A 20,234-nucleotide genomic window follows, 5' to 3' on the forward strand; every position below is an offset into this window, starting at 1 on the left:
TTTTTGGCAAACCTGTTTTTGGGAATCGATTGTGGTAAAGGCAACCGAACAGAACGATAAGCTCAAACGTGCCATTATTGTCTCGATTATCCTGCATATTCTCCTGTTCGGTTTTCTGATCTGGAGTTCCTACACGCAGGATGTCGACACAAGCGGCGGCGGGGGAGGCGGCTCGTCTATCGATGCGGTTATGGTCGATCCCGGTGCCGTGGTACAGCAGTATAACCGTGAACAGAATCAGCAGACGGATGCTCAGCGTGCCTCGCAATTACGTGAAAAGCAGGCTCAGCAGCAGGCTGAAGAGCTGCAGCAGAAGCAGGCGGCCGAGCAGCAGCGTCTGAAGGAACTTGAGAAGGACCGGCTGGCGGCGCAGGAAGCGGCCGAACAGCAGAAAGAGCAGCAGGCCGAGCAGCAAAAGCAGGCCGCGTTGCAAAAACAGCAGGCTGAAGCCGCCACTAAACAGGCGCAAGAGCAGCAGAAACAGGCTGAAGCGGCGGCGGCCCAGGCCAAGGCCGAAGCGGCCGAGCAGGCGAAAGCCGCCGCCGAGCAGGCCAAAGCGGCCGCCGAAGCGAAAAAGCAGGCCCAGGCTGAAGCCAATAAGGAAGCGGCCGCCGCTGCCGCTGCGGCGAAAAAGCAGGCTGATGCCGCCGCGGCGGCAGCCGCTCAGGCTAAAGCGCAGCAGGCGGCTCAAGCCAAGGCGGAACAGGCGGCCCAGGCCAAGGCGGCGCAGGCCGCCAAGGCCAAGGCCGCGGAAGAAGCCAAGCAGGCCGCCGCCGAAGCGGCGCAAGAAAAAGCCGATGCCGCCGAGGCCGCGCAAGAGAAGGCCGCCGCCGCCACAGCCGCCAAGGAGAAAGCCGCCGCCGCCGCCGAGGCGAAGGCCAGCGCCGCCGCGGCGAAAAAAGCCGCCGCGGATGCCAAGAAAGCCGCCGCGGCCGCCGCCGCCAAGAACTCCAGTGAGGTCGATGATCTGCTGGGGGGCCTGACGGATTCCAAGAACGCGCCGAAAGCCGGCGGCGGTCCCACGAAGGGGGGCAAACCCGCAGGCGCCGGCAACAGCAAGCAGAGCGGGGCGACCGGCGCGGAAATCAATGGCTATGCCAGCCAGGTGAAAGCGGCGATTGAGCAAAAATTTTACTCGGATCCTGCGTTTACCGGCAAAACCTGTACGCTGCGGCTTAAGCTGGCCCCGGACGGTATGGTGATTTCAGTCAGTTCAGAAGGTGGCGATCCGGCGTTGTGCCAGGCGGCTGTTTCAGCGGCCAAGCTGGCCAGAATACCGAAACCCCCGAGTCAGGCGGTTTATGAGGTGTTTAAAAACGCTCCGCTCGATTTTAAACCGCAATAAACGGTAAAGAAGTCTAAATGGCAAGGTAAATCTTTAAGATTTAGACTATGTTGTCAGCCTGGTCCTTGTAGTTATGTTTAAGAAGTTTGGCTAAAATTCTGCTAATTTATCGGTGCGTAACGCGTCGGTATGGGAGATGAAATGAAGCAGGCATTTCGAGTAGCGCTAAGTTTACTGTTTTTATGGGCATCCATACTTCATGCCGAAGTGAGAATCGAGATCACCCAGGGGGTGGACTCGGCAAAACCTATCGCCGTAGTGCCTTTCAAATGGGCCGGTCCGGGAGCCGCTCCTGAGGAAGTGGGCACCATCGTCGGGGCGGATTTGCGCAACAGCGGCAAATTCAACCCTATCGACCCCGCCCGTATGCCGCAGCAGCCCGCCACCGCCGCGGAAGTGACCCCGGCTGCCTGGACCGCCCTCGGCATTGACGCCGTGGTGGTGGGCCAGGTCCAGCCCGGCGCCGACGGCGGTTATGTGGTGAGCTACCAGCTGGTGGATACTTCCGGCAGCGCTCCCTCCGTGCTGTCCCAGAATCAATTCAAGGTGACCAAGCAGTGGCTGCGCTATGCCGCGCATACCGTCAGCGACGAATCCTTTGAAAAGTTGACCGGGATCAAGGGCGCGTTCCGCACACGCATCGCATATGTGGTACAAACCAACGGCGGGCAGTATCCTTATGAGCTGCGCGTTTCCGATTACGACGGTTTCAACCAGTTCGTGGTCCATCGTTCGCCTCAGCCCCTGATGTCACCGGCCTGGTCGCCGGACGGCAGCAAACTGGCTTACGTTACCTTCGAAAGCGGCCGTTCCGCCCTGGTGGTGCAAACCCTGGCCAACGGCAACGTCCGCCAGATTGCCAGCTTCCCGCAGCACAACGGCGCGCCGTCGTTTTCTCCTGACGGCAGCAAATTGGCGTTCGCCCTGTCGAAGACGGGCAGTTTGAATTTGTATGTAATGGATTTGGGCTCCGGCCAGATCAGGCAAGTCACTGATGGCCGCAGCAACAATACGGAACCGACCTGGTTCCCGGACAATCAGACCCTGGCGTATACTTCCGACCAGGGCGGTCGTCCGCAACTGTATAAAGTGAGTATCAACGGCGGTAGTCCGCAGCGCCTGACCTGGGAAGGTTCTCAGAATCAGGATGCGGATGTGAGCGCGGACGGGAAATTCCTGGTCATGGTCAGCAGCGATGGTGGCGCTCAACATATCGCTAAACAAGATCTGGTTACGGGAGCCGTTCAAGTATTGTCGGCCACGTTCCTGGATGAGACGCCTAGCGTCGCTCCCAATGGCACAATGGTAATCTATAGCTCCACACAGGGAATGGGTTCCGTGTTACAGCTGGTCTCGACTGATGGGCGTTTCAAAGCGCGTCTTCCGGCGACTGATGGACAGGTAAAATTTCCTGCCTGGTCTCCGTATCTGTGATGCATGTGTAAATATGTATGGCAAACTATAAAAGGAAAATGAGATGCAACTGAACAAAGTGCTAAAAGGGCTGATGTTGGCTGTGCCAGTACTGGCTATCGCCGCGTGTAGTTCCCACAAAAGCGCTAACAATGGTGCTGATACCTCCATGGGCGCTGGCACTGGTATGGACAATAGCGGTGCAAATAATTCGTCCTCCACAGAACAGGCTCGCCTGCAGATGCAAGAACTGCAGAAGAACAATATCGTTTACTTTGATCTCGACAAGTACGATATTCGTTCTGATTTTGCTCAAATGCTGGACGCGCATGCTAACTTCCTGCGCAGCAATCCATCCTACAAAGTGACAGTTGAAGGTCATGCGGATGAACGCGGCACGCCGGAATATAATATCGCCCTGGGCGAACGTCGTGCCAATGCCGTGAAAATGTATCTTCAGGGTAAAGGCGTCTCTGCCGATCAAATCTCTATCGTATCTTATGGTAAAGAAAAACCGGCTGTGCTGGGACATGACGAAGCGGCTTACGCTAAAAACCGTCGTGCCGTACTGGTATACTAAGAGAATTGCATGAGCGGTAACTTCAGACGATCTATCATCAGTCTGTCGTTGCTGGTTGGCGTAGCAGCCCCATGGGCTGCTACTGCCCAAGCGCCAATCAGTAATGTCGGCTCCGGCTCGGTGGAAGACCGGGTCACTCAGCTTGAGCGTATCACTAACGCTCACGCCCAGCTATTAACTCAACTTCAGCAACAGCTTGCCGATACCCAGCGCGATATCGATTCTCTCCGGGGTCAAATCCAGGAAAACCAGTATCAGCTCTCGCAGGTTGTGGATCGCCAAAAACAGATCTATCAGCAACTGGACACCTTGAGTAGCGGCCAGGGTGGGCAGGGTCAGCAAGGCAGCCAAAACGCGGCCCCCACGGACAGCGGCACGGCGACGGCGTCAAATGACACCGGCGGCGGCCAGGATGCGGCCCCCGCGGCGGCAGCTCCGGCGGTAGGCGCAGCCACGGGCGATGCCAATACCGACTACAATGCGGCGGTGTCCTTGGTGCTTGAGAAGAAACAGTACGATCAAGGCATCCTTGCGTTCCAGAATTTTGTCAAACGCTACCCGGATTCAACCTATCAGCCTAATGCCAACTACTGGCTGGGACAGTTGAATTACAACAAGGGTAAAAAAGACGACGCGGCATATTATTTCGCGTTGGTGGTCAAAAATTATCCCAAATCGCCGAAAAGCTCCGAAGCGCTGTTTAAAGTCGGGGTAATCATGCAGGAAAAAGGCCAAACTGATAAAGCGAAGGCCGTTTACCAGCAGGTGATCAAACTTTATCCCAATACCGATTCAGCCAAGCAGGCGCAAAAACGTCTGGCTGGTCTATAAGGCTATACCCAAAAAAATTTGAGTGGCAGGGCGGGGCCGTGTAATGCCAACGCACCTGCAACTTGAAGTATGATGGGTATATTCTGGCCTGGAACGTGGTTTAATCACCTAGTTTAGGCCTGAGTGCTCGAAGATCAGGCAGTTGAACGCTCCTATTGGAAATTTAGGTTGCGCAGAATTAATTAATTAGTAATATATGCCGCCGTTGCCATGGGAAAGCGTTCTGTCCAGGGTAGCAGTAAGAAATCGGGTAAAAGGGTCGTTAGCTCAGTTGGTAGAGCAGTTGACTTTTAATCAATTGGTCGCAGGTTCGAATCCTGCACGACCCACCATCATCCGACCAGGTCAATTTATTGTGACGCTCGCGGGATAGCATTTGCCCCGGCGAGTAACTCTTTTTGCCGTGTTTTGCTCCTTTCGCATAACACCGTCCCAGTGGGTCGTTAGCTCAGTTGGTAGAGCAGTTGACTTTTAATCAATTGGTCGCAGGTTCGAATCCTGCACGACCCACCACTTTTAAAATACTTCCCCTAGGCTGCAAATTTCCGCTTAACGCTTATATCGCACGACCCACCACTTTCAAAATACTTCCCCTAGGCTGCATATTTCCGCTTAACGCTTATATCGCACGAGTCGTCGTGCACCACCCACCAACATCTTGCTAGAATCCTTTCAACTAAACAAATATACAAAATAACACAAATTTATGGGGACTTTTGCCGCAAATTTGATTATTTTGTTTAGTATATAAAACATTCAGGTCGTAAACAGACCCACCGGCACAGGTCGGCATGTTGCCCTTGCACCGGAATATATGCGAGATAAAGATGATTGAGCTACTGGATACCAATGCTGCCATTTACCCGTTTCCGCCTAAACCGCGGCCGCTCAGCGTGGATGAAAAGCAGTTTTATTATAGCAAAATCAAAGAACTGTTAAAGCGTCGCAATGCGGTAATGGTCGCTCATTATTATACCGACCCCGAGATCCAGGCGCTGGCGGAAGCCACCGGCGGCTGTGTGGCCGACTCCCTGGAGATGGCCAGATTCGGCAGTACCCATCCCGCCACCACATTGCTGGTGGCCGGTGTGCGTTTTATGGGCGAAACGGCAAAAATTCTCAGTCCGGAAAAAACCGTGCTGATGCCGACCCTCAAGGCGGAGTGTTCGCTGGATTTGGGCTGTCCCATTGAAGAGTTCAGTGCTTTTTGCGATGCTCATCCCGATCGCACCGTGGTGGTTTATGCCAATACCTCCGCCGCGGTGAAAGCCCGTGCCGACTGGGTTGTCACCTCCAGTATCGCCGTGGAACTTATTGAGCATTTGGACGGCCTGGGTGAAAAAATCATTTGGGCGCCGGATCGTCATCTCGGCCGCTACGTGCAGCAACAGACCGGGGCGGATATTCTCTGCTGGCAAAGCGCCTGTATCGTCCATGACGAATTCAAAACCCAGGCGCTACTGCGTATGAAGGCCCTTTATCCCGAGGCCGCGGTACTGGTTCATCCCGAGTCGCCCCAGGCGATTGTGGAGATGGCCGACGCGGTGGGGTCCACCAGCCAGCTCATTCAGGCCGCGAAAAGGCTGCCGCAACAGCAGATGATTGTCGCCACCGACCGGGGCATTTTTTACAAAATGCAGCAAGCCTGCCCCGATAAAATGCTGTTGGAAGCCCCTACCGCCGGCGATGGCGCAACCTGTCGCAGCTGTGCCCATTGTCCCTGGATGGCCATGAACGGCCTTGAAGCCATAGCACGGGGACTTGAAGAGGGAGGAGAACAGCATGAAGTGCATGTGGCTGCAGGGCTGCGTGACAAGGCGCTGGTGCCGCTGAACCGCATGTTGTCGTTCGCGGCCGGGCTGAATGTCAAGGTCACCGGCAATGCCTGAACCTGACAATGAGGATGATGCCAGGGATGGAGCGCTCCCGCGTCTTGCCGGGCGGACTGAGGCCGCCGGCATTCAATGCGGGTGATGGGCATGTGCGTGGGCATGTGTTGGTTCCGCCGTGTCTACCGTGATACCGCAATCGTCCTCCGGACACTGCTGGTACTCCATTTGTACGGTGGCGTGGCTTATCTGATAGTGATCCAGCAGGTAGTGCTGGATCTGATGAAGCAGGGCGTCGTGGTCATAGGGGGGAATGACCTGGGCATGCAACGTCATCACCGGTCTTTCACCCACCTGCCAGACATGCACATGATGGATGTTGCGCACTTCGGGGATATTAAGACACATATCGCGTTTGAGTTTTTCAATATCGATTTGACTCGGCGTACCTTCCAGCAGCTCATGCAGGCTCTCTTGCAACAGCCGCCAGCCGCTGCGCAGCACCAGGCATGACACCAGGCATGACAATATGGGGTCAATATACAGCCAGCCGGTGAAAACAATCACTCCCGCCGCCACGATCGCCCCCACCGAACCCAGCAAATCGCCCAGGACATGCAGGGCGGCGGCGCGCAGATTGATATTCTTTTCCCCTTCGCCGCCGTGGAGCATCCAGAAAGAGAGCAGATTCGCCGCCAGGCCGCCCACCCCGATGATCAACATCGGCCAGCCGGCGATGGGATGGGGCTGGTAAAAACGCCGGACTGCTTCCCATACGATGAGCAGTGTGATGACCAGCAGGGCCAGGGCATTGATAAACGCCGCCAGGGTGGTCAGGCGCAGATAACCGAAGGTATGGCTGCTATTGGGTTTGCGCTGGGCGAACCTGACCGCCAGCAACGCCATCAACAGCGCCGCGGCATCGGTGAGCATATGTCCGGCGTCGGCCAGCAGCGCCAGCGAGCCGGTAAAAAGGCCGCCCGCGACTTCCACCACCATAAACAGGGCGGTTATGGCAAACGCCGCCAGCAGCCGCCGGTTATTGCTGTTTTCCGCCGCGCCATGCGCATGATTGTGTGTGGCCGCCATCAGGGTACCTTAAAATGAATAAAGTCATAAATGAAACGCATTTACCCCGAGTATACCGGTGATGGCGAAAGTTACCGTAAAATTTTATGCAGCTATTTTTTACCAAAAAGCACCGGGGCGTTCGGTGTGGCTGCCCCTAAGGTAACGTATCGACGGCTGCGGGGTATGCTCGCGTCAATGGCCGGATGCGGTGGTGAAATCCGAATAAAAAAAGGAATCAGGCCATGGCCTGATTCCCGGTATAATACTCAGTAAAAGATGGCGCTATATAAAAGTGCGGCATTAATCAGAGTATTCGAACAGCAGATACTTAAATAGCCTTACTGTGTCGTTCCGTCTGTTTTTGTCCCATTGGGCGTTGAACCGGGACCAGTTTGGACTTTGCTGTTGATGTTAGGACATTTTCCATCTTTGCATTTGGTATTTTTATCAATGTCACTGGCGCTCATATTAGAACTGTCGGTATTGCTGGTGTTAATCTTGCTGTTATCGACATTATTTGGCGGCAGGTTCTGTTTTGCGCCGGGACTGTTCGATTGATTTTCCTGACCATTGTTGGAGGTTGAGCCGGTATCGTTGGATGAACTTGCCGTCGCGGCTAATGCTGCTCCGCTACCCAAAGTCATTACCGCTGTCAAAAAAAGCATTGCCATGTTCTTTAGGGTGGTGGTTTGCATAATATTTTCCCTCTTTCGGACTGGGGGTGAATGAAAGCCCGCATTTTTACATTTTTCACGATCGGAAAAGCTGTTTAAGGCGCATCCGGGGGCCTCGCAAGAAAATGTTAAGCCAATGACTACGACAGGTTAAGTGCCGGTTATTTTTGGCTTATCATTGTTTAAGCATAGCCAACAATCGGCATTGATCAACTTTGAGTTGGCTTATGCCCGAAATGCGCATTTACAGATGAAGTCTGCCGGGCTAGATTATCCGGCATATATCATGAAGTTATCCCTAGGCGCCGCGGTGCGCAGAGAACTAAAGTTTATGAATTATCTCAATGACGATTTAAGAATAAGAGAAATTAAAGAATTGCTGCCGCCGGTGGCCCTTTTGGAAAAATTTCCTGCCACCGAACAGGCCGCCAAAACCGTTGCCGCCGCCCGGGCATCCATTCATCGCATCCTCAAAGGCAATGACGATCGTCTGCTGGTGGTGATCGGACCCTGTTCCATTCATGATACCGAGGCGGCAAAAGAGTATGCCGGTCGTTTATTGGCGCTGAGGAATCAATTACAGGACGAGCTGGAAATCGTCATGCGGGTTTATTTTGAAAAACCACGCACCACGGTGGGCTGGAAGGGGCTGATCAATGACCCTTACATGGACAATAGTTTTCAGATTAACGACGGCTTGCGCATTGCCCGCAAGTTATTACTGGACATCAACGATAGCGGGTTGCCGGCCGCGGGCGAGTTTCTGGATATGATTACGCCGCAATATGTCGCTGATTTGATGAGCTGGGGCGCTATCGGCGCCCGGACCACCGAGTCCCAGGTCCATCGCGAGCTGGCATCGGGCCTGTCCTGTCCGGTTGGGTTCAAGAACGGCACCGACGGCACTATTAAGGTGGCTATCGACGCCATTAACGCCGCGGGCGCGGCGCACTGTTTCCTCTCCGTAACGAAGTGGGGGCACTCAGCCATCGTCAATACCAGCGGCAACGCCGACTGCCATATTATTTTGCGCGGCGGCAGAGAGCCGAATTACAGCGCCCACCATGTGAAAGCGGTTAAAGACGGACTGGCGAAAGCGGGACTGCCGGCGCAGGTGATGATTGATTTCAGCCATGCCAACAGCAGCAAACAGTACCAGAAACAGTTGGATGTCGCGCGGGATGTCTGCGGACAGCTGAGCGGCGGCGAGCGGGGTATTATCGGCGTAATGGTGGAGAGCCATTTGCTGGCGGGAAATCAAAACCTGGAAAGCGGTGAAGCGCTGGTCTATGGCCGGAGTATTACCGACGCTTGCATCGGCTGGAACGACACCGAAACCATGCTGGGAGAATTGGCGCAGGCGGTGCGCGATCGTCGCCTGCAAGACGAAAAGCCGGCCTGATTTGATTTTGTGAACGCGATTGCCGGTAAAGCGTTTATCGCCGGCAATCGCTTCGGTTCAACGGGACAAATTACTTGGCTTTGCCCTGATTGGCCACCGCGGCCGCTTTGGCGGCGATTTCAGCGGCGTTGCCCAGATAATAATGCTTGATGGGTTTCATGTTATCGTCGAATTCATAAACCAGCGGTACCCCTGTGGGGATATTCAGCTCAAGAATTTCTTCTTCGCTCATATGATCGAGGAATTTCACCAGGGCGCGAATGGAGTTGCCGTGGGCGGCGATAATAACGCGTTCACCGCTCTTCATGCGCGGTAAAATCGTTTCGTTCCAGTAAGGGGTGACCCGTTCGATGGTCAGCGCCAGGCTTTCCGTGGTGGGCAGTTCAGCCTCTGTCAGCTTGGCGTAGCGGGCATCATGCCCCGGGAAACGTTCATCATCACGGGTGAGTTCCGGAGGGGTCACGGCAAAACCGCGACGCCATTGTTTCACCTGTTCGTCACCGTATTTTTCGGCGGTTTCGGCTTTGTTCAGACCTTGCAACGCGCCGTAATGGCGTTCGTTCAGACGCCAGGATTTTTCAACCGGCAGCCAAGCCTGGTCCAGTTCGTCCAGTATATTCCACAGGGTATGAATGGCGCGCTTCAAGACGGAGGTATAGGCGAAATCGAAAATAAAACCTTCATCTTTCAGCAGTTTACCCGCTTGTTTAGCTTCAGTGCGGCCTTTGTCGGACAAATCGACGTCCGTCCAGCCGGTAAAGCGATTTTCATTATTCCACTGGCTTTCACCGTGTCGTACCAGAACCAGTTTCGTTACCGCCATCGTTGACTCCTTAAAGTCTAAAGATTTTTGTGAAAACTCCTTTTATTATATTGCCTGCCCGGTGGATGCGGCAACCGCATAGCGTTAAACAGCGTGAAATAAATAACCCGCTACACTATTGCTATCTTGCTATAACGCCACGAACTGATAACGGGTTTGGGAACGATAGGTCTCGCCCGGCTGGAGCCAGCAGTCAGGCTGCGGCCATTCCGGGTGATGCGGACTGTCCGGCAAAAACTCGCTCTCCAAAGCCACGCCGCTGTAGTTGAGGTACTCCCCGCCCTGGCGCGCCGGCGTCCCCGCCAGGTAATTGCCGGTGTATAGCTGCAGAGCCGGCGCGGTGGTAAAGACCTTCAACAGCACCTGGCCGTCAGCCGACCAGAGCTGCGCCGCGGGACTGTCGCCGTCGCGGCAGGCGGTATACAGCAAATAGGCATGATCGTAGCCTTTGACCCGCTGTTGATCGCGATCGCGCAGAAAATCTTGGGAAATGGTCTTGGGTTTACGAAAATCCATGCCGGTATTGTCCACATCGGCCAGCGGCGCGCAGGGTATGCCGTCGCTGTCCACCGGCAGGTACTGGCCGGCATAGATCTGCAGCGTTTCCTGTCGGATGTCGCTATTGGCGCCGTCCAGATGAAAATAGGCATGATTGGTCAGGTTGACCGGACAGGGGTGATCCACGGTGGCGCGGTAAGCGATGGCCACGGCGTTGTCTTCGGTGACGGTATAACGCACCATCGCCGTCAGGTTGCCGGGAAAACCCTGGTCGCCGTCGGCGGAGGATAAGCGGTATAGCACCGAGGTCAGGCTATGTTCCACGCACTCCCAGCGACGGGCGTTGAAGCCTGTCGGACCGCCGTGCAACTGGTGTTCGCCCTGATTGGCGCTTAACGGCCAATGATGGCCGTCCAGGGTAAGATTGGCTTTTGCGATACGGTTGGCATAGCGGCCCACCGTCGCTCCCAGGTAGGCGCTCTGCTTGAGGTAATCCGCCGGGGTCGGACACCCCAGCAGCACTTCCCGTTTGGCGCCGGATTTCAGCGGCAGCTGGCATGAGAGCCAGGTAGCCCCCCAATCCATCAGGGTTATCTGCAGACCCGTTTCAGAGCCCAGGGTCAGGCAGTTGAACGGTTTACCGTCGGGGGCCGTGCCGGATTCAAACTCTTTTAACATAGACCTGTTCCTTCGGAAGCATGGCAAACATAAAAAGTCTCTTTAAGGCCGGTTTTTTGCCGGTATTGTTCCGCAACCGCCGCGCGTACCGACTCAACGCGCTCTGTGGGCACCAGCGCCACCACGCAACCGCCAAACCCGCCGCCGGTCATGCGAACGCCGCCTTCGGTACCGATTTCCTGTTTAACGATTTCCACCAGGCTATCGATGGGGGGAACGGTGATTTCAAAGTCATCCCGCATGGAAGCGTGAGACTCCGCCATCAAAATTCCCATTTTGGTTAAATCTCCCGCGGCCAGCGCCTCGGCGGCGGCCAGGGTACGCGCATTTTCAGTCAGCACATGCCGCACGCGTTTGGCGACCACCGGATCCAATTCGTGTTCCACCGCTTCGAACTGGCTCAATTCCACATCGCGCAGTTTGTCGACGGCGAAAAAACGCGCGCCGGTTTCACACTGTTCGCGGCGGGCGTTATATTCGCTATCCACCAGGCCGCGTTTCACGTTGGAGTTGATGATGATCACCGCGACGTTCGCCGGCATGGGCACGGCCCGGGTACCCAGAGTGCGGCAGTCGATCAGCAGCGCATGGTTATCTTTGCCCAGCGCTGAAATCAATTGATCCATAATGCCGCAGTTACAGCCGACAAACTGGTTTTCCGCTTCCTGGCCGTTAAGCGCCAGGGCCACGTCGTCCAGCCGGAGGTGATACAGGGTCTGGATGGCCTTGCCCACCGCCACTTCAAGCGATGCCGATGAACTCAGGCCCGCCCCCTGGGGGACGTTGCCGCTGAGCACCAAGTCGGCGCCGCCGAAATTCGAGTCACGCTGCTGCAAGTGTTTCACTACGCCGCGGACATAGTTGGACCACTGCTGGCTGTCATGGGATAAAATTGGCTCATCCAGCGAAAAAATATCTTGCTGATGGTCACAATCCACGGCAATAACCCGAATCTTGCGATCATCGCGTTTGGCGCAGCTCACCACGGTTTCATAGTCGATGGCGCAGGGGAGAACAAAACCATCGTTATAATCGGTATGTTCGCCGATCAGGTTAACGCGGCCGGGTGCTTTCACCGTGAGCGCGGCATCGTAACCAAAGGATTGACGGAAGGTGGTTTCGGTGATGTTTTTTAACGTCATAGGGATACTCCGGTGTCCCGAAAATGAATGTCGCCGACCGCACGCAGGCGGTCGCTGGCTTGCTCGGCGGTCAAATCGCGCTGGGTTTCCGCCAGCATTTCATATCCGACCATAAACTTGCGCACCGTCGCCGAACGCAGCAGCGGCGGATAGAAATGGGCATGCAGTTGCCAATGGCTGTTGTCCTGGTTGATAAACGGCGCGCCGTGCCATCCCATGGAATAGGGGAATGAGCATTTGAACAGGTTGTCATATCTGCTGGTAAGCTTCTTCAGCGCTACCGCCAAATCGGCGCTTTGTGATGCATTCAGGGCGTCCAGGCGCAATACATGGGCTTTTGGCAGCAGCAGGGTTTCGAACGGCCAAGCCGCCCAATAGGGCACCACCGCCAGCCAGTGCTCGGTTTCCACCACGGTGCGCGCACCGTCGGCCAGCTCATTGGCCGTGTAGTCCACCAGCATCGGCGAACCGTGCTGACGGAAGTAATCCCGCTGGTATCGGTCTTCCCGCTCGGCTTCATTGGGCAAAAAGCTGTTGGCCCAGATTTGGCCGTGGGGGTGGGGATTGGAGCAGCCCATGGCGGCGCCCTTGTTCTCAAATACCTGCACCCAGGGATAACGCTGTCCCAGTTCGGCGCTCTGTTCTTGCCAGGTTTTGACAATGGCCTCCAGGGCGGGCAACGGCAATTCCGGCAGGGTTTTACTGTGATCGGGGGAAAAGCAGATGACCCGGCTGGTGCCGCGGGCGCTTTCACTGCGCATCAAGGGATTGTCGCCCGGCGCGGCATCGGGCGTATCCTCCATCAGGGCGGCAAAATCATTGGTAAAGACATAGGTGGTCTGATAGTCGGGGTTTTTATCCCCCGAGACACGGGTATTGCCCGGGCACAGGAAACACTGCGGATCGTGGGCGGGCAATTGATTGGAGGCCGGCGTTTCCTGCTGGCCCTGCCAGGGCCGTTTCGCCCGGTGCGGAGAAACCAGCACCCATTGACCGGTCAGCGGATTGTAACGGCGATGGGGATGATCGACGGGGTTAAACTGCATGTGAATCTCCTTTATTCCGGATAACCATTCGGGTGCCGGGACTGCCAGCGCCAGGTATCTTCGGCCATATCGGCCAGCGAGCGGGTTACCCGCCAGTTCAGTTCACGGGCCGCCTTATCCGGTGAGGCCCAATAGGCGGCCAGATCGCCGTCGCGCCGCGGGGCGAATTGATAGGGGATCTCCCGGCCGCACGCCTTGCTGAACGCGTTGACTACCTCCATGACGCTGTGTCCGACGCCGGAACCCAGGTTATAGATATGGGTGCCCGCCTTATTACGCAGGGCGTTCAGCGCCGCCACATGGCCGTCGGCCAAATCCACAACATGAATATAGTCACGAACGCCGGTGCCGTCCGGGGTGGGGAAGTCATTGCCGAAAATCGTCAAGGACGGCCGACGGCCCACCGCCACCTGGGCGATAAACGGCATGAGATTATTGGGGATGCCTTGCGGGTCTTCCCCCATCTCTCCGGAGGGATGGGCGCCTACCGGATTGAAATAACGCAGCAGGGTGATGCTCCAATCGGGCTCAGCCCGTTGCAGATCCTGCAGTATCTGTTCCGCCATGAGTTTGCTGCGGCCATAGGGGCTTGATGGCTGACCGGCGGGCAAACTCTCGTCATAGGGAACGACAGGCTGATCGCCGTAAACCGTGGCGGAGGAGCTGAAAATCAGATTTTTCACCCCGGCCTCGCCCATGGCGTCCACCAGCGCCAGGGTGCCGTAGACATTATTTTCGTAGTATTCCACCGGCTTGATTACCGATTCCCCCACCGCCTTCAGGCCGGCGAAATGAATAACCGCTTCGATGTGATGTTCGCGAAAGATAGCCGAGAGCAGGGTTTTATCGCGGATATCTCCCCGGTAGAAGGTTGGTTTGGCGCCGCACAGGCGGGCCAAGGTATCCACGACGCTGGCTTTGCTGTTATACAAATTATCCAAAATGATCGGATCGTAGCCCGCCCCGTGGAGCTGCACACAGGTATGGCTACCAATGTAACCGCTACCACCCGTTACTAATATTGACATTAGCTGGTCCTCTATCCTTCCATGGGTTTAAATTATCATGTCACATCGCCTCAAAAGGTGATCTTGTCGATATAAATGAAATCGATTACACATGATTTTAGCTGAAATTTGCGACCTCGCCTACAGCATTCACAGGAAGTATCAGGGGAGAAGAGGGCACCATACCGCACGGCATGGGAGCGAGGAATATGGTAACGCTTACATTACTGAAAACCCAGGCCGGTGGAAAGGACCGGCCTGAGAGATGTGGCGATTATAACGTCTCGAACCGATAGCGGTAGATGTCCTCCTGCGGCACAAAGGTCAGCCGGTGGGTGATGCATTCGGGCGCATCTTCCGCATGGTGTGAAACGAATAGCAGCTGGGTATCCCCTTCGCCGATAAGCACATCTACCCAGCGGCGCACCAGCGCGCGGTTCAGGGGATCGAGACCCTGCAAGGGTTCGTCAAGGATCAGCAGGGCCGGATGTTTGACCATGGCGCGGGCAATCAGCACCAACCGCTGCTGCCCCCAGGATAAGCTGTGGAAAGGCGCGTCCGCCGCGTCGGTCAGTCCCAATAAGTCCAGCCACTGCCGGGTTAACAACTGCTGGCGTTCCGATACCGCCTGGTAGATGCCGATGGAGTCGAAAAATCCCGACAAAATGACGCTGCGGGCAGTGGCGCTGACCCGGTAATCCAGGTGCAGGCTGCTGCTGACATAGCCGATATGGCGTTTGATATCCCAGATGGTTTCACCGCTGCCGCGACGGCGGCCGAACAGCGTGAGATCGTTACTGTAGCCTTGAGGCTGGTCTCCGGTGACCAGGCTCAGCAGAGTGGATTTACCGGCTCCGTTCGGCCCGACGATTTGCCAGTGCTGGCCCGGCAGCACCTGCCAGTCCAGGTGGTGCAGGATGGGACGATCCTGATAGGTGACGACGCCGTTGCGCAAGGTAATCAAGGGTTCGCCGGCGGGCAGGGTGTTTTTTTGCCCCGGCGCCTCGGTGTCGGGCAATTGGATGCCGTTCATTGATTCGGCATGGGCCAACTGGGCCACCAACGCTTGTGCCAGCAGCGTTTCGCGATCGCCGGTACAGGTTAATTCACAATCCGCCAAGATCCCCACATTGCCGATATAGGCCGGAATGTCGTCGAACCGGTTGAGTATCAGCACCAGGGCCATGCTGCCGTCTCCCAGACCATGCAGCATGTCGCTCAGTTGGGCGCGGGAGGCCACATCAAGGCCGTCGAAGGGCTCATCCAGGATCAGGATATCGGGTTTGGCCATCAGCGCCTGGCACAATAAGGTTTTACGCGTTTCGCCGGTGGAAAGGTATTTGAAACGCCGGGACAGCAGATGGGTGATGCCGAATTGTGTCGCCAGCGTTTGGCACAGCGCCGGGTCTTTATAATCCTGCTGGATAATTTCTCCGGCGGTCCGGCCAGTATCCTCCTCCCCTTCGCTTAACAGATCGGTGTTATTGCGCTGCCACTCCTCCGCCACCAGCTTTTGCAGCTGTTCAAAGGAGAGCCTGGCTATGCGCCGGTAGTCGCTGCGCCGGGAGCCGGACATAAGGGGGAGTTCATCCGCCAGCGCCCGCGCCAACGCGGATTTGCCGCTGCCGTTGGCGCCGACAAACGCCCAGCCTTCACCGGCACGAATGTCCAGCTGTGGGATGGATAACGTACGTGTATCGCTAAGACGAAATAATCCTTGCGAAATATGCAATGACGGCATCGATTGTTCCTTTTTATGCAACTGATGCCGTCAGCATCAATATTTTACCCGCCGATGTCAACTTTTTTGCCGCCTTCAGCACAGCGTGGCGAGGATCACCTTATCGGCATTAAAATATGCTGTGATTTTCTGGCCGAGAGTGAAATGCTGCTCCGCCATCACGGCTTTGGGCAGCGTGGCGCATAACACTTCGCCTCCGGCCAGGGTCAGCAACACCTCATCGTTATGCTCTCCCTGTTCAATATGGGTCAGGGTGCCGTAGAGGACATTGTCGGCGTCGTCAATGGTTTGCTCCCCGGCTACCACGGAAACCCAGGGGGCCTTGATTAACGCCAGCACCTCTTTGCCCGGCGCCAGCTGCAACCGATCGCCGCTCTGCTGGGTCAGGGCCACCATCAAGCGGGTCCGGCCGTCCGCCAGCAGGATTTCAACCTGCTGCTGCACATGCTGGTGGGTGCGGTCAATGACGGTGCCAAAAAATTGGTTGCGGGCGCTGGTTTGCAGGGAAAAACGCGAAATGGCCGCCAGCAGGCTGTCCAGCGGCATACGATCGTCTTGTAAAACGTCAAAGGCCTTTTGCTGAATCTGGCCCAATAAATCATAGAGTTGCAGTAACCGTTCGGCATAGCGTGTCAGGGTCGCTCCGCCGCCGCCTTTGCCCCCGGTGGCCCTTTCAACCAGGGTTTGTTCCGCCAGTTCGTTCATGGCGCTAATGGCGTCCCAGGCGCTTTTGTAGCTAATACCCGCCAGTTTGGCGCCCTGGCTTATGGAGCCGGTCAGCTTTATCTGTTTAAGCAGGGCTATCCTTCGCGGGTCGGCAAAAAGACGCTGCTGAAGTTTCAGGGTTAAAAGGATTTCGGCCTGCATGCCTGTCTGCCTTGTCTGGTGGTTGATGGTTGGCTCGGCGATGGGGAAGCCGATAAATTCTCGCCGATTCAGCGCCCGGGGGCAAATGATATGCCGTCGCCAAGGCACATCCCGTGCGCTATAACATAAAAAGCTTAAGCAGCCGCGCCAGAAACTGGTATAAAGACATCATGATCCTGATAACACCTGCCGCCGGCATGAAATGAGGCCAAATGCTAGAATTACTGGAAAGCTTGTTAGTCGTAGTGCTCATGGTGCCAATCGTCATGGCCGTCATTTTAGGCTTGATTTACGGATTGGGCGAACTGTTCAATGTTATCTCCAAAATCGGCCATGCCAAGGAACATGACAAAAACTCCTCCGCCAAAACAGATTTGACGTCGGAACGCCGCTAACGGCGTACCCGGTCAAGGCTTGTCGCGATGCCATCCCACCGGATGGCATTATTTGTTTCACCTGCCGCTTTGTCCTTTCACGCCACTGCAAAAAAACATGAGGATGCCTATCCGGCCAGGACAAGAGCAAAGTGAATATATTCTTTAATAAGTATGATATGACTATCTCTTGTATTTATTAAATAACTTTCTTCATTTATTTGACGGTTATATCAGTATATTTGACATTGATATAAGTGTAACAGTTAAATGGTGTTTTCTTTTAGGTGACTTAAAAAAATAAATTTATCAGATATAATGCCACTCCACTGGCTATAGATTAATGGCAAGCGCCATTTCCGGAGGAAATATGGATTTCAATACCAATGGCATTGCGCCGGCATGCGGCACAAACGCCGGAACGGGAAGCCCTGCCGGTGGAAGCATTAATCGCATGGAATCATTCAGCAGCTTTTGTTTTGGCGTCGGTAACGGTTCCGCCCGCACCATGCCCATCGACATCCCCGGGCAAAACCGGTCCTTACGGCGGTCTTTTGCCCATGCGGAGCAAAGCCCGGAAAATGTTCAGCCTGCCTGCCGGTTCCTGGTGAAAGACCAGGAGGATGCGCGGCAGGTTGCCGCCTTGCTGAAAAACATGCGGGGGGTGGCGGATCGTATCGCCTGCACCCCGGACCGCCGGCGTTTTCTGGTTCAGCATCAAGGGTCCATATTCAATTTTTGCCTGGATGAGAACGGGAGCATTGCCGCATCGGCAATGGTTCATCCCCCATCCTGCCTTCGGCAGGATTTTGCCGGCGTCGCGGGTCAGCCCGCCCGGGTGTTCCAGAAGATGGAAGGCGCCCGGCAAATTCTTAATGCCTATCTGGCGGGAAAAACCAATGCTTCCCATCCGGCGTCCGCAGTCGCCGGCAGCGGCGGTGACTCGCTCCCGGACGATTTTTTCCCCTTTGGCCTCCCGCCGCTTCCGTAATGGGCCACTGTTCTTTTCGGTAATATTTGCGATTCGTTTAATGTCCAGCCCTGTTATTCCGTCGGGTATTGATTATAGAATAAATATCCATGGCGGCGCTGAGCCGCTGTGAAAATAACCCGAACATTATCTGGATAATGGAAGGGATAATGAAAAACAGTGTAAACAGTGACCGGAGAAACTGGCGATGGGGCAACCGCAATCGTTCAACGCAATAAAAATTCTGCTTACCGGACTTAATGGCGGCCTAACGCCGCGTCGTGAAGATATTCCGTTGAACATCGAAGATAATTCTGATTTTGACGCGGTTTACAATAAAAGGCTGAACACGTTTTTTGCCGGTTATGGCGACCTTTATCAAGCAGTACAAAACCAGGACAAGGCGGCGATAAAAACAGCGCTGACGCGGGCAAAAATCGCCACTCTGTCCCTGACCAGTTTTTTCACCGCCCTGGAAGATGACTGCATCAGCCTGTTATCCCATCTTGACGATGGTCACCCGGGGCAGGATGCGCTCGCGGAACCTCATGCCGGCGGTAAAGGCGTAATGGTTTGATGACGCGGATGCCCAGGATGGATCAAACTTTAAACGACCGCTCCAGCCGGTGCTTTACATGCACTTCCCCGGCTAATACTCTGTTGGCGTTAATATCTTGTCTTAACGACCAAAGAGGATGTGATGGAACAACCGGTAAACGGCAAAAAGCGGCTGGCGGTACTGTTCGGCGGTCAATCCACCGAACACGAGGTCTCGTTGCGATCGTCGATCAATGTTATCAAAGCCGTTGATCGGCAAAAGTATGATCTGACGTTGATTGGCGTCGATAAGCTTGGGCGCTGGATGCTGTGCGATGAGGCCAATTATCTGGTCAATCCGGACGATCCGGCGCGCATTGAACTCGCTCCCTCCGCGCATTATCTGGCGGTCGTTCCCGGGGGCCAAGGCGGTCAATTGAAAGATATCGCCAGCGGCGAAACGTTGCCGGCGATTGACGTGGCGTTTTCCGTGCTGCATGGCGCGGCGGGCGAAGACGGTTCCGTTCAGGGGCTGCTGCGGGTGCTTGGGATTCCTTTCGCCGGGCCGGACGTACTGGGTTCCGCCGTCTGCATGGATAAAGACATGACCAAGCGGATCCTGCGCGACGCCGGCTTGCCGGTGACGCCCTCGGTGACCATCCATCGCACCGATGCCGCCACGGCGGATTTCAGCGCCATTGTCCACCAGCTCGGGTTGCCCCTGTTTATCAAACCCGCCAGCCAGGGATCCTCGGTGGGGGTAAGCAAAGTGCTCGATCAGGCCGGTTTCCGGCACGCGCTGGACCTGGCGCTGGTTTACGATCATAAGGTCCTGGTGGAAACCGCCATCGACGGACGTGAGATTGAAACGGCGGTGTTGGGCAACGACCAGCCGGCGGTCAGCGTATGCGGCGAGATTCTGTCCAATGATGAATTTTATGCTTACGACACCAAATATCTGAAAGACGGTCAGGCCGGGCTGGTCATCCCGGCGCAGCTGGAAAATCGTCTGAGCGATGAAATCCGCCTGATAGCCCAGGCGGCATATCGGGTGCTGGGCTGTGCCGTTATGGCGCGGGTGGATTTTTTCGTCACCGAAGACGATGACATTATCATCAACGAAGTCAATACCCTTCCCGGTTTTACCTCCATCAGCATGTATCCGAAGCTCTGGGAAGCCAGCGGCCTGGATTATCCGCAGCTAATCGACCGGCTGCTTTCCCTTGCGTTTGAACGCGCGCGGGACGCCGCCGCCATCAAAACCGATCTATGATGTTTTAGCCGGCGCCGACGCCCGTAAAGAGAGAACCGGGTCCGGCGCCAGCTTTATATTTGGTAACAATGCCTAACACCCTACAATAAATAATGACAAAAAAAACCTCGCGTTATATGCTTTTTTTATAACG

At 55.5% G+C, this 20,234-nt stretch carries 19 protein-coding genes and 2 tRNA genes; 12 read left to right on the top strand and 9 right to left on the bottom strand.

Annotated elements, in window-relative coordinates:
* Positions 1-31: 31 nt before the first annotated feature.
* The 7 genes from tolA to nadA all read left to right on the top strand — a co-directional run bounded on the left by tolA (position 32) and on the right by nadA (position 6,058).
* On the top strand, positions 32-1,345 hold the full coding sequence (gene tolA / locus ACL2XO_RS08945) for a cell envelope integrity protein TolA (protein ID WP_413723716.1): 1,314 nt from the start codon (positions 32-34) through the stop codon (positions 1,343-1,345).
* Positions 1,346-1,486: 141 nt separating this feature from the next.
* Positions 1,487-2,779 carry a Tol-Pal system beta propeller repeat protein TolB gene (tolB, locus tag ACL2XO_RS08950; protein ID WP_132922775.1) on the top strand — a complete coding sequence of 431 codons (1,293 nt, stop codon included), beginning with the start codon at positions 1,487-1,489 and terminating at the stop codon, positions 2,777-2,779.
* A 43-nt stretch (positions 2,780-2,822) separates the two neighbouring features.
* A complete protein-coding gene (gene pal / locus ACL2XO_RS08955; RefSeq protein ID WP_132922774.1) occupies positions 2,823-3,338 on the top strand; it encodes a peptidoglycan-associated lipoprotein Pal in 516 nt (171 codons plus the stop codon).
* A gap of 9 nt (positions 3,339-3,347) precedes the next feature.
* Positions 3,348-4,169: a cell division protein CpoB gene (gene cpoB, locus ACL2XO_RS08960; RefSeq protein WP_413742563.1), complete on the top strand. Its 822-nt coding sequence runs from the start codon at positions 3,348-3,350 to the stop codon at positions 4,167-4,169.
* A gap of 256 nt (positions 4,170-4,425) precedes the next feature.
* A tRNA-Lys gene (locus ACL2XO_RS08965) sits at positions 4,426-4,501 on the top strand.
* A 105-nt stretch (positions 4,502-4,606) separates the two neighbouring features.
* Positions 4,607-4,682 (top strand) — tRNA-Lys (locus ACL2XO_RS08970).
* Between the two features lie 314 nt (positions 4,683-4,996).
* Entirely contained in the window at positions 4,997-6,058 is a 1,062-nt protein-coding gene (gene nadA / locus ACL2XO_RS08975; RefSeq protein WP_132922772.1) for a quinolinate synthase NadA, read from the top strand.
* A 72-nt stretch (positions 6,059-6,130) separates the two neighbouring features.
* Here the strand turns inward: nadA and zitB are convergent, their stop codons facing one another.
* Positions 6,131-7,087: a CDF family zinc transporter ZitB gene (gene zitB / locus ACL2XO_RS08980; RefSeq protein ID WP_413742564.1), complete on the bottom strand. Its 957-nt coding sequence runs from the start codon at positions 7,085-7,087 to the stop codon at positions 6,131-6,133.
* Between the two features lie 320 nt (positions 7,088-7,407).
* Complete coding sequence (locus ACL2XO_RS08985; RefSeq protein ID WP_132922770.1) at positions 7,408-7,764, bottom strand: protein YbgS; 357 nt, start codon at positions 7,762-7,764, stop codon at positions 7,408-7,410.
* Positions 7,765-8,074: 310 nt separating this feature from the next.
* Between ACL2XO_RS08985 and aroG the strand changes: the two genes are divergently transcribed.
* On the top strand, positions 8,075-9,145 hold the full coding sequence (aroG, locus tag ACL2XO_RS08990; protein ID WP_132927837.1) for a 3-deoxy-7-phosphoheptulonate synthase AroG: 1,071 nt from the start codon (positions 8,075-8,077) through the stop codon (positions 9,143-9,145).
* A gap of 70 nt (positions 9,146-9,215) precedes the next feature.
* Here aroG and gpmA read toward each other — a convergent pair whose 3' ends face one another.
* The 7 genes from gpmA to modE all read right to left on the bottom strand — a co-directional run bounded on the left by gpmA (position 9,216) and on the right by modE (position 16,947).
* Complete coding sequence (gene gpmA, locus ACL2XO_RS08995; RefSeq protein WP_132922769.1) at positions 9,216-9,968, bottom strand: 2,3-diphosphoglycerate-dependent phosphoglycerate mutase; 753 nt, start codon at positions 9,966-9,968, stop codon at positions 9,216-9,218.
* Positions 9,969-10,097: 129 nt separating this feature from the next.
* A complete protein-coding gene (galM, locus tag ACL2XO_RS09000; RefSeq protein ID WP_413723720.1) occupies positions 10,098-11,144 on the bottom strand; it encodes a galactose-1-epimerase in 1,047 nt (348 codons plus the stop codon).
* Complete coding sequence (galK, locus tag ACL2XO_RS09005; protein ID WP_203522288.1) at positions 11,138-12,286, bottom strand: galactokinase; 1,149 nt, start codon at positions 12,284-12,286, stop codon at positions 11,138-11,140. Before galK ends, galM begins: the two co-directional genes overlap by 7 nt.
* Complete coding sequence (gene galT / locus ACL2XO_RS09010) at positions 12,283-13,332, bottom strand: galactose-1-phosphate uridylyltransferase (RefSeq protein ID WP_132922766.1); 1,050 nt, start codon at positions 13,330-13,332, stop codon at positions 12,283-12,285. Before galT ends, galK begins: the two co-directional genes overlap by 4 nt.
* Before the next feature lie 11 nt (positions 13,333-13,343).
* Positions 13,344-14,360: a UDP-glucose 4-epimerase GalE gene (gene galE, locus ACL2XO_RS09015; RefSeq protein ID WP_413723721.1), complete on the bottom strand. Its 1,017-nt coding sequence runs from the start codon at positions 14,358-14,360 to the stop codon at positions 13,344-13,346.
* A 253-nt stretch (positions 14,361-14,613) separates the two neighbouring features.
* A complete protein-coding gene (gene modF / locus ACL2XO_RS09020; protein WP_413742565.1) occupies positions 14,614-16,080 on the bottom strand; it encodes a molybdate ABC transporter ATP-binding protein ModF in 1,467 nt (488 codons plus the stop codon).
* Positions 16,081-16,155: 75 nt separating this feature from the next.
* Complete coding sequence (gene modE, locus ACL2XO_RS09025; RefSeq protein WP_203522286.1) at positions 16,156-16,947, bottom strand: molybdenum-dependent transcriptional regulator; 792 nt, start codon at positions 16,945-16,947, stop codon at positions 16,156-16,158.
* Positions 16,948-17,159: 212 nt separating this feature from the next.
* Between modE and ACL2XO_RS09030 the strand changes: the two genes are divergently transcribed.
* The 4 genes from ACL2XO_RS09030 (at position 17,160) to ddlA (ending at position 20,101) form a co-directional block, all read left to right on the top strand.
* Positions 17,160-17,342 carry an AcrZ family multidrug efflux pump-associated protein gene (locus ACL2XO_RS09030; protein ID WP_132922762.1) on the top strand — a complete coding sequence of 61 codons (183 nt, stop codon included), beginning with the start codon at positions 17,160-17,162 and terminating at the stop codon, positions 17,340-17,342.
* A 433-nt stretch (positions 17,343-17,775) separates the two neighbouring features.
* Positions 17,776-18,312 (top strand): hypothetical protein, encoded by a 537-nt coding sequence (locus tag ACL2XO_RS09035; RefSeq protein ID WP_413742566.1) that lies wholly within the window; start codon positions 17,776-17,778, stop codon positions 18,310-18,312.
* Between the two features lie 187 nt (positions 18,313-18,499).
* On the top strand, positions 18,500-18,868 hold the full coding sequence (locus ACL2XO_RS09040) for a hypothetical protein (protein WP_413723724.1): 369 nt from the start codon (positions 18,500-18,502) through the stop codon (positions 18,866-18,868).
* 123 nt (positions 18,869-18,991) lie between these two features.
* On the top strand, positions 18,992-20,101 hold the full coding sequence (gene ddlA, locus ACL2XO_RS09045) for a D-alanine--D-alanine ligase (RefSeq protein ID WP_413742567.1): 1,110 nt from the start codon (positions 18,992-18,994) through the stop codon (positions 20,099-20,101).
* Positions 20,102-20,234: the final 133 nt, after the last annotated feature.

This window comes from Sodalis sp. RH15 (assembly GCF_047324255.1).
Taxonomy (GTDB): Bacteria; Pseudomonadota; Gammaproteobacteria; order Enterobacterales; family Enterobacteriaceae; genus Acerihabitans; species Acerihabitans ligni.

What these genes read in the sequence shown, in the direction of transcription:
- tolB (WP_132922775.1), top strand. Translation starts at nt 1,487, where the DNA reads ATGAAGCAGGCATTTCGAGTAGCGCTAAGTTTACTGTTTTTATGGGCA.
- aroG (WP_132927837.1), top strand. Translation starts at nt 8,075, where the DNA reads ATGAATTATCTCAATGACGATTTAAGAATAAGAGAAATTAAAGAATTG.
- cpoB (WP_413742563.1), top strand. Translation starts at nt 3,348, where the DNA reads ATGAGCGGTAACTTCAGACGATCTATCATCAGTCTGTCGTTGCTGGTT.
- ACL2XO_RS09035 (WP_413742566.1), top strand. Translation starts at nt 17,776, where the DNA reads ATGGAATCATTCAGCAGCTTTTGTTTTGGCGTCGGTAACGGTTCCGCC.
- ACL2XO_RS09040 (WP_413723724.1), top strand. Translation starts at nt 18,500, where the DNA reads ATGGGGCAACCGCAATCGTTCAACGCAATAAAAATTCTGCTTACCGGA.
- galT (WP_132922766.1), bottom strand. Translation starts at nt 13,332, where the DNA reads ATGCAGTTTAACCCCGTCGATCATCCCCATCGCCGTTACAATCCGCTG.
- zitB (WP_413742564.1), bottom strand. Translation starts at nt 7,087, where the DNA reads ATGGCGGCCACACACAATCATGCGCATGGCGCGGCGGAAAACAGCAAT.
- modE (WP_203522286.1), bottom strand. Translation starts at nt 16,947, where the DNA reads ATGCAGGCCGAAATCCTTTTAACCCTGAAACTTCAGCAGCGTCTTTTT.
- ddlA (WP_413742567.1), top strand. Translation starts at nt 18,992, where the DNA reads ATGGAACAACCGGTAAACGGCAAAAAGCGGCTGGCGGTACTGTTCGGC.
- nadA (WP_132922772.1), top strand. Translation starts at nt 4,997, where the DNA reads ATGATTGAGCTACTGGATACCAATGCTGCCATTTACCCGTTTCCGCCT.
- modF (WP_413742565.1), bottom strand. Translation starts at nt 16,080, where the DNA reads ATGCCGTCATTGCATATTTCGCAAGGATTATTTCGTCTTAGCGATACA.
- ACL2XO_RS09030 (WP_132922762.1), top strand. Translation starts at nt 17,160, where the DNA reads ATGCTAGAATTACTGGAAAGCTTGTTAGTCGTAGTGCTCATGGTGCCA.
- galK (WP_203522288.1), bottom strand. Translation starts at nt 12,286, where the DNA reads ATGACGTTAAAAAACATCACCGAAACCACCTTCCGTCAATCCTTTGGT.
- pal (WP_132922774.1), top strand. Translation starts at nt 2,823, where the DNA reads ATGCAACTGAACAAAGTGCTAAAAGGGCTGATGTTGGCTGTGCCAGTA.
- ACL2XO_RS08985 (WP_132922770.1), bottom strand. Translation starts at nt 7,764, where the DNA reads ATGCAAACCACCACCCTAAAGAACATGGCAATGCTTTTTTTGACAGCG.
- galM (WP_413723720.1), bottom strand. Translation starts at nt 11,144, where the DNA reads ATGTTAAAAGAGTTTGAATCCGGCACGGCCCCCGACGGTAAACCGTTC.
- gpmA (WP_132922769.1), bottom strand. Translation starts at nt 9,968, where the DNA reads ATGGCGGTAACGAAACTGGTTCTGGTACGACACGGTGAAAGCCAGTGG.
- galE (WP_413723721.1), bottom strand. Translation starts at nt 14,360, where the DNA reads ATGTCAATATTAGTAACGGGTGGTAGCGGTTACATTGGTAGCCATACC.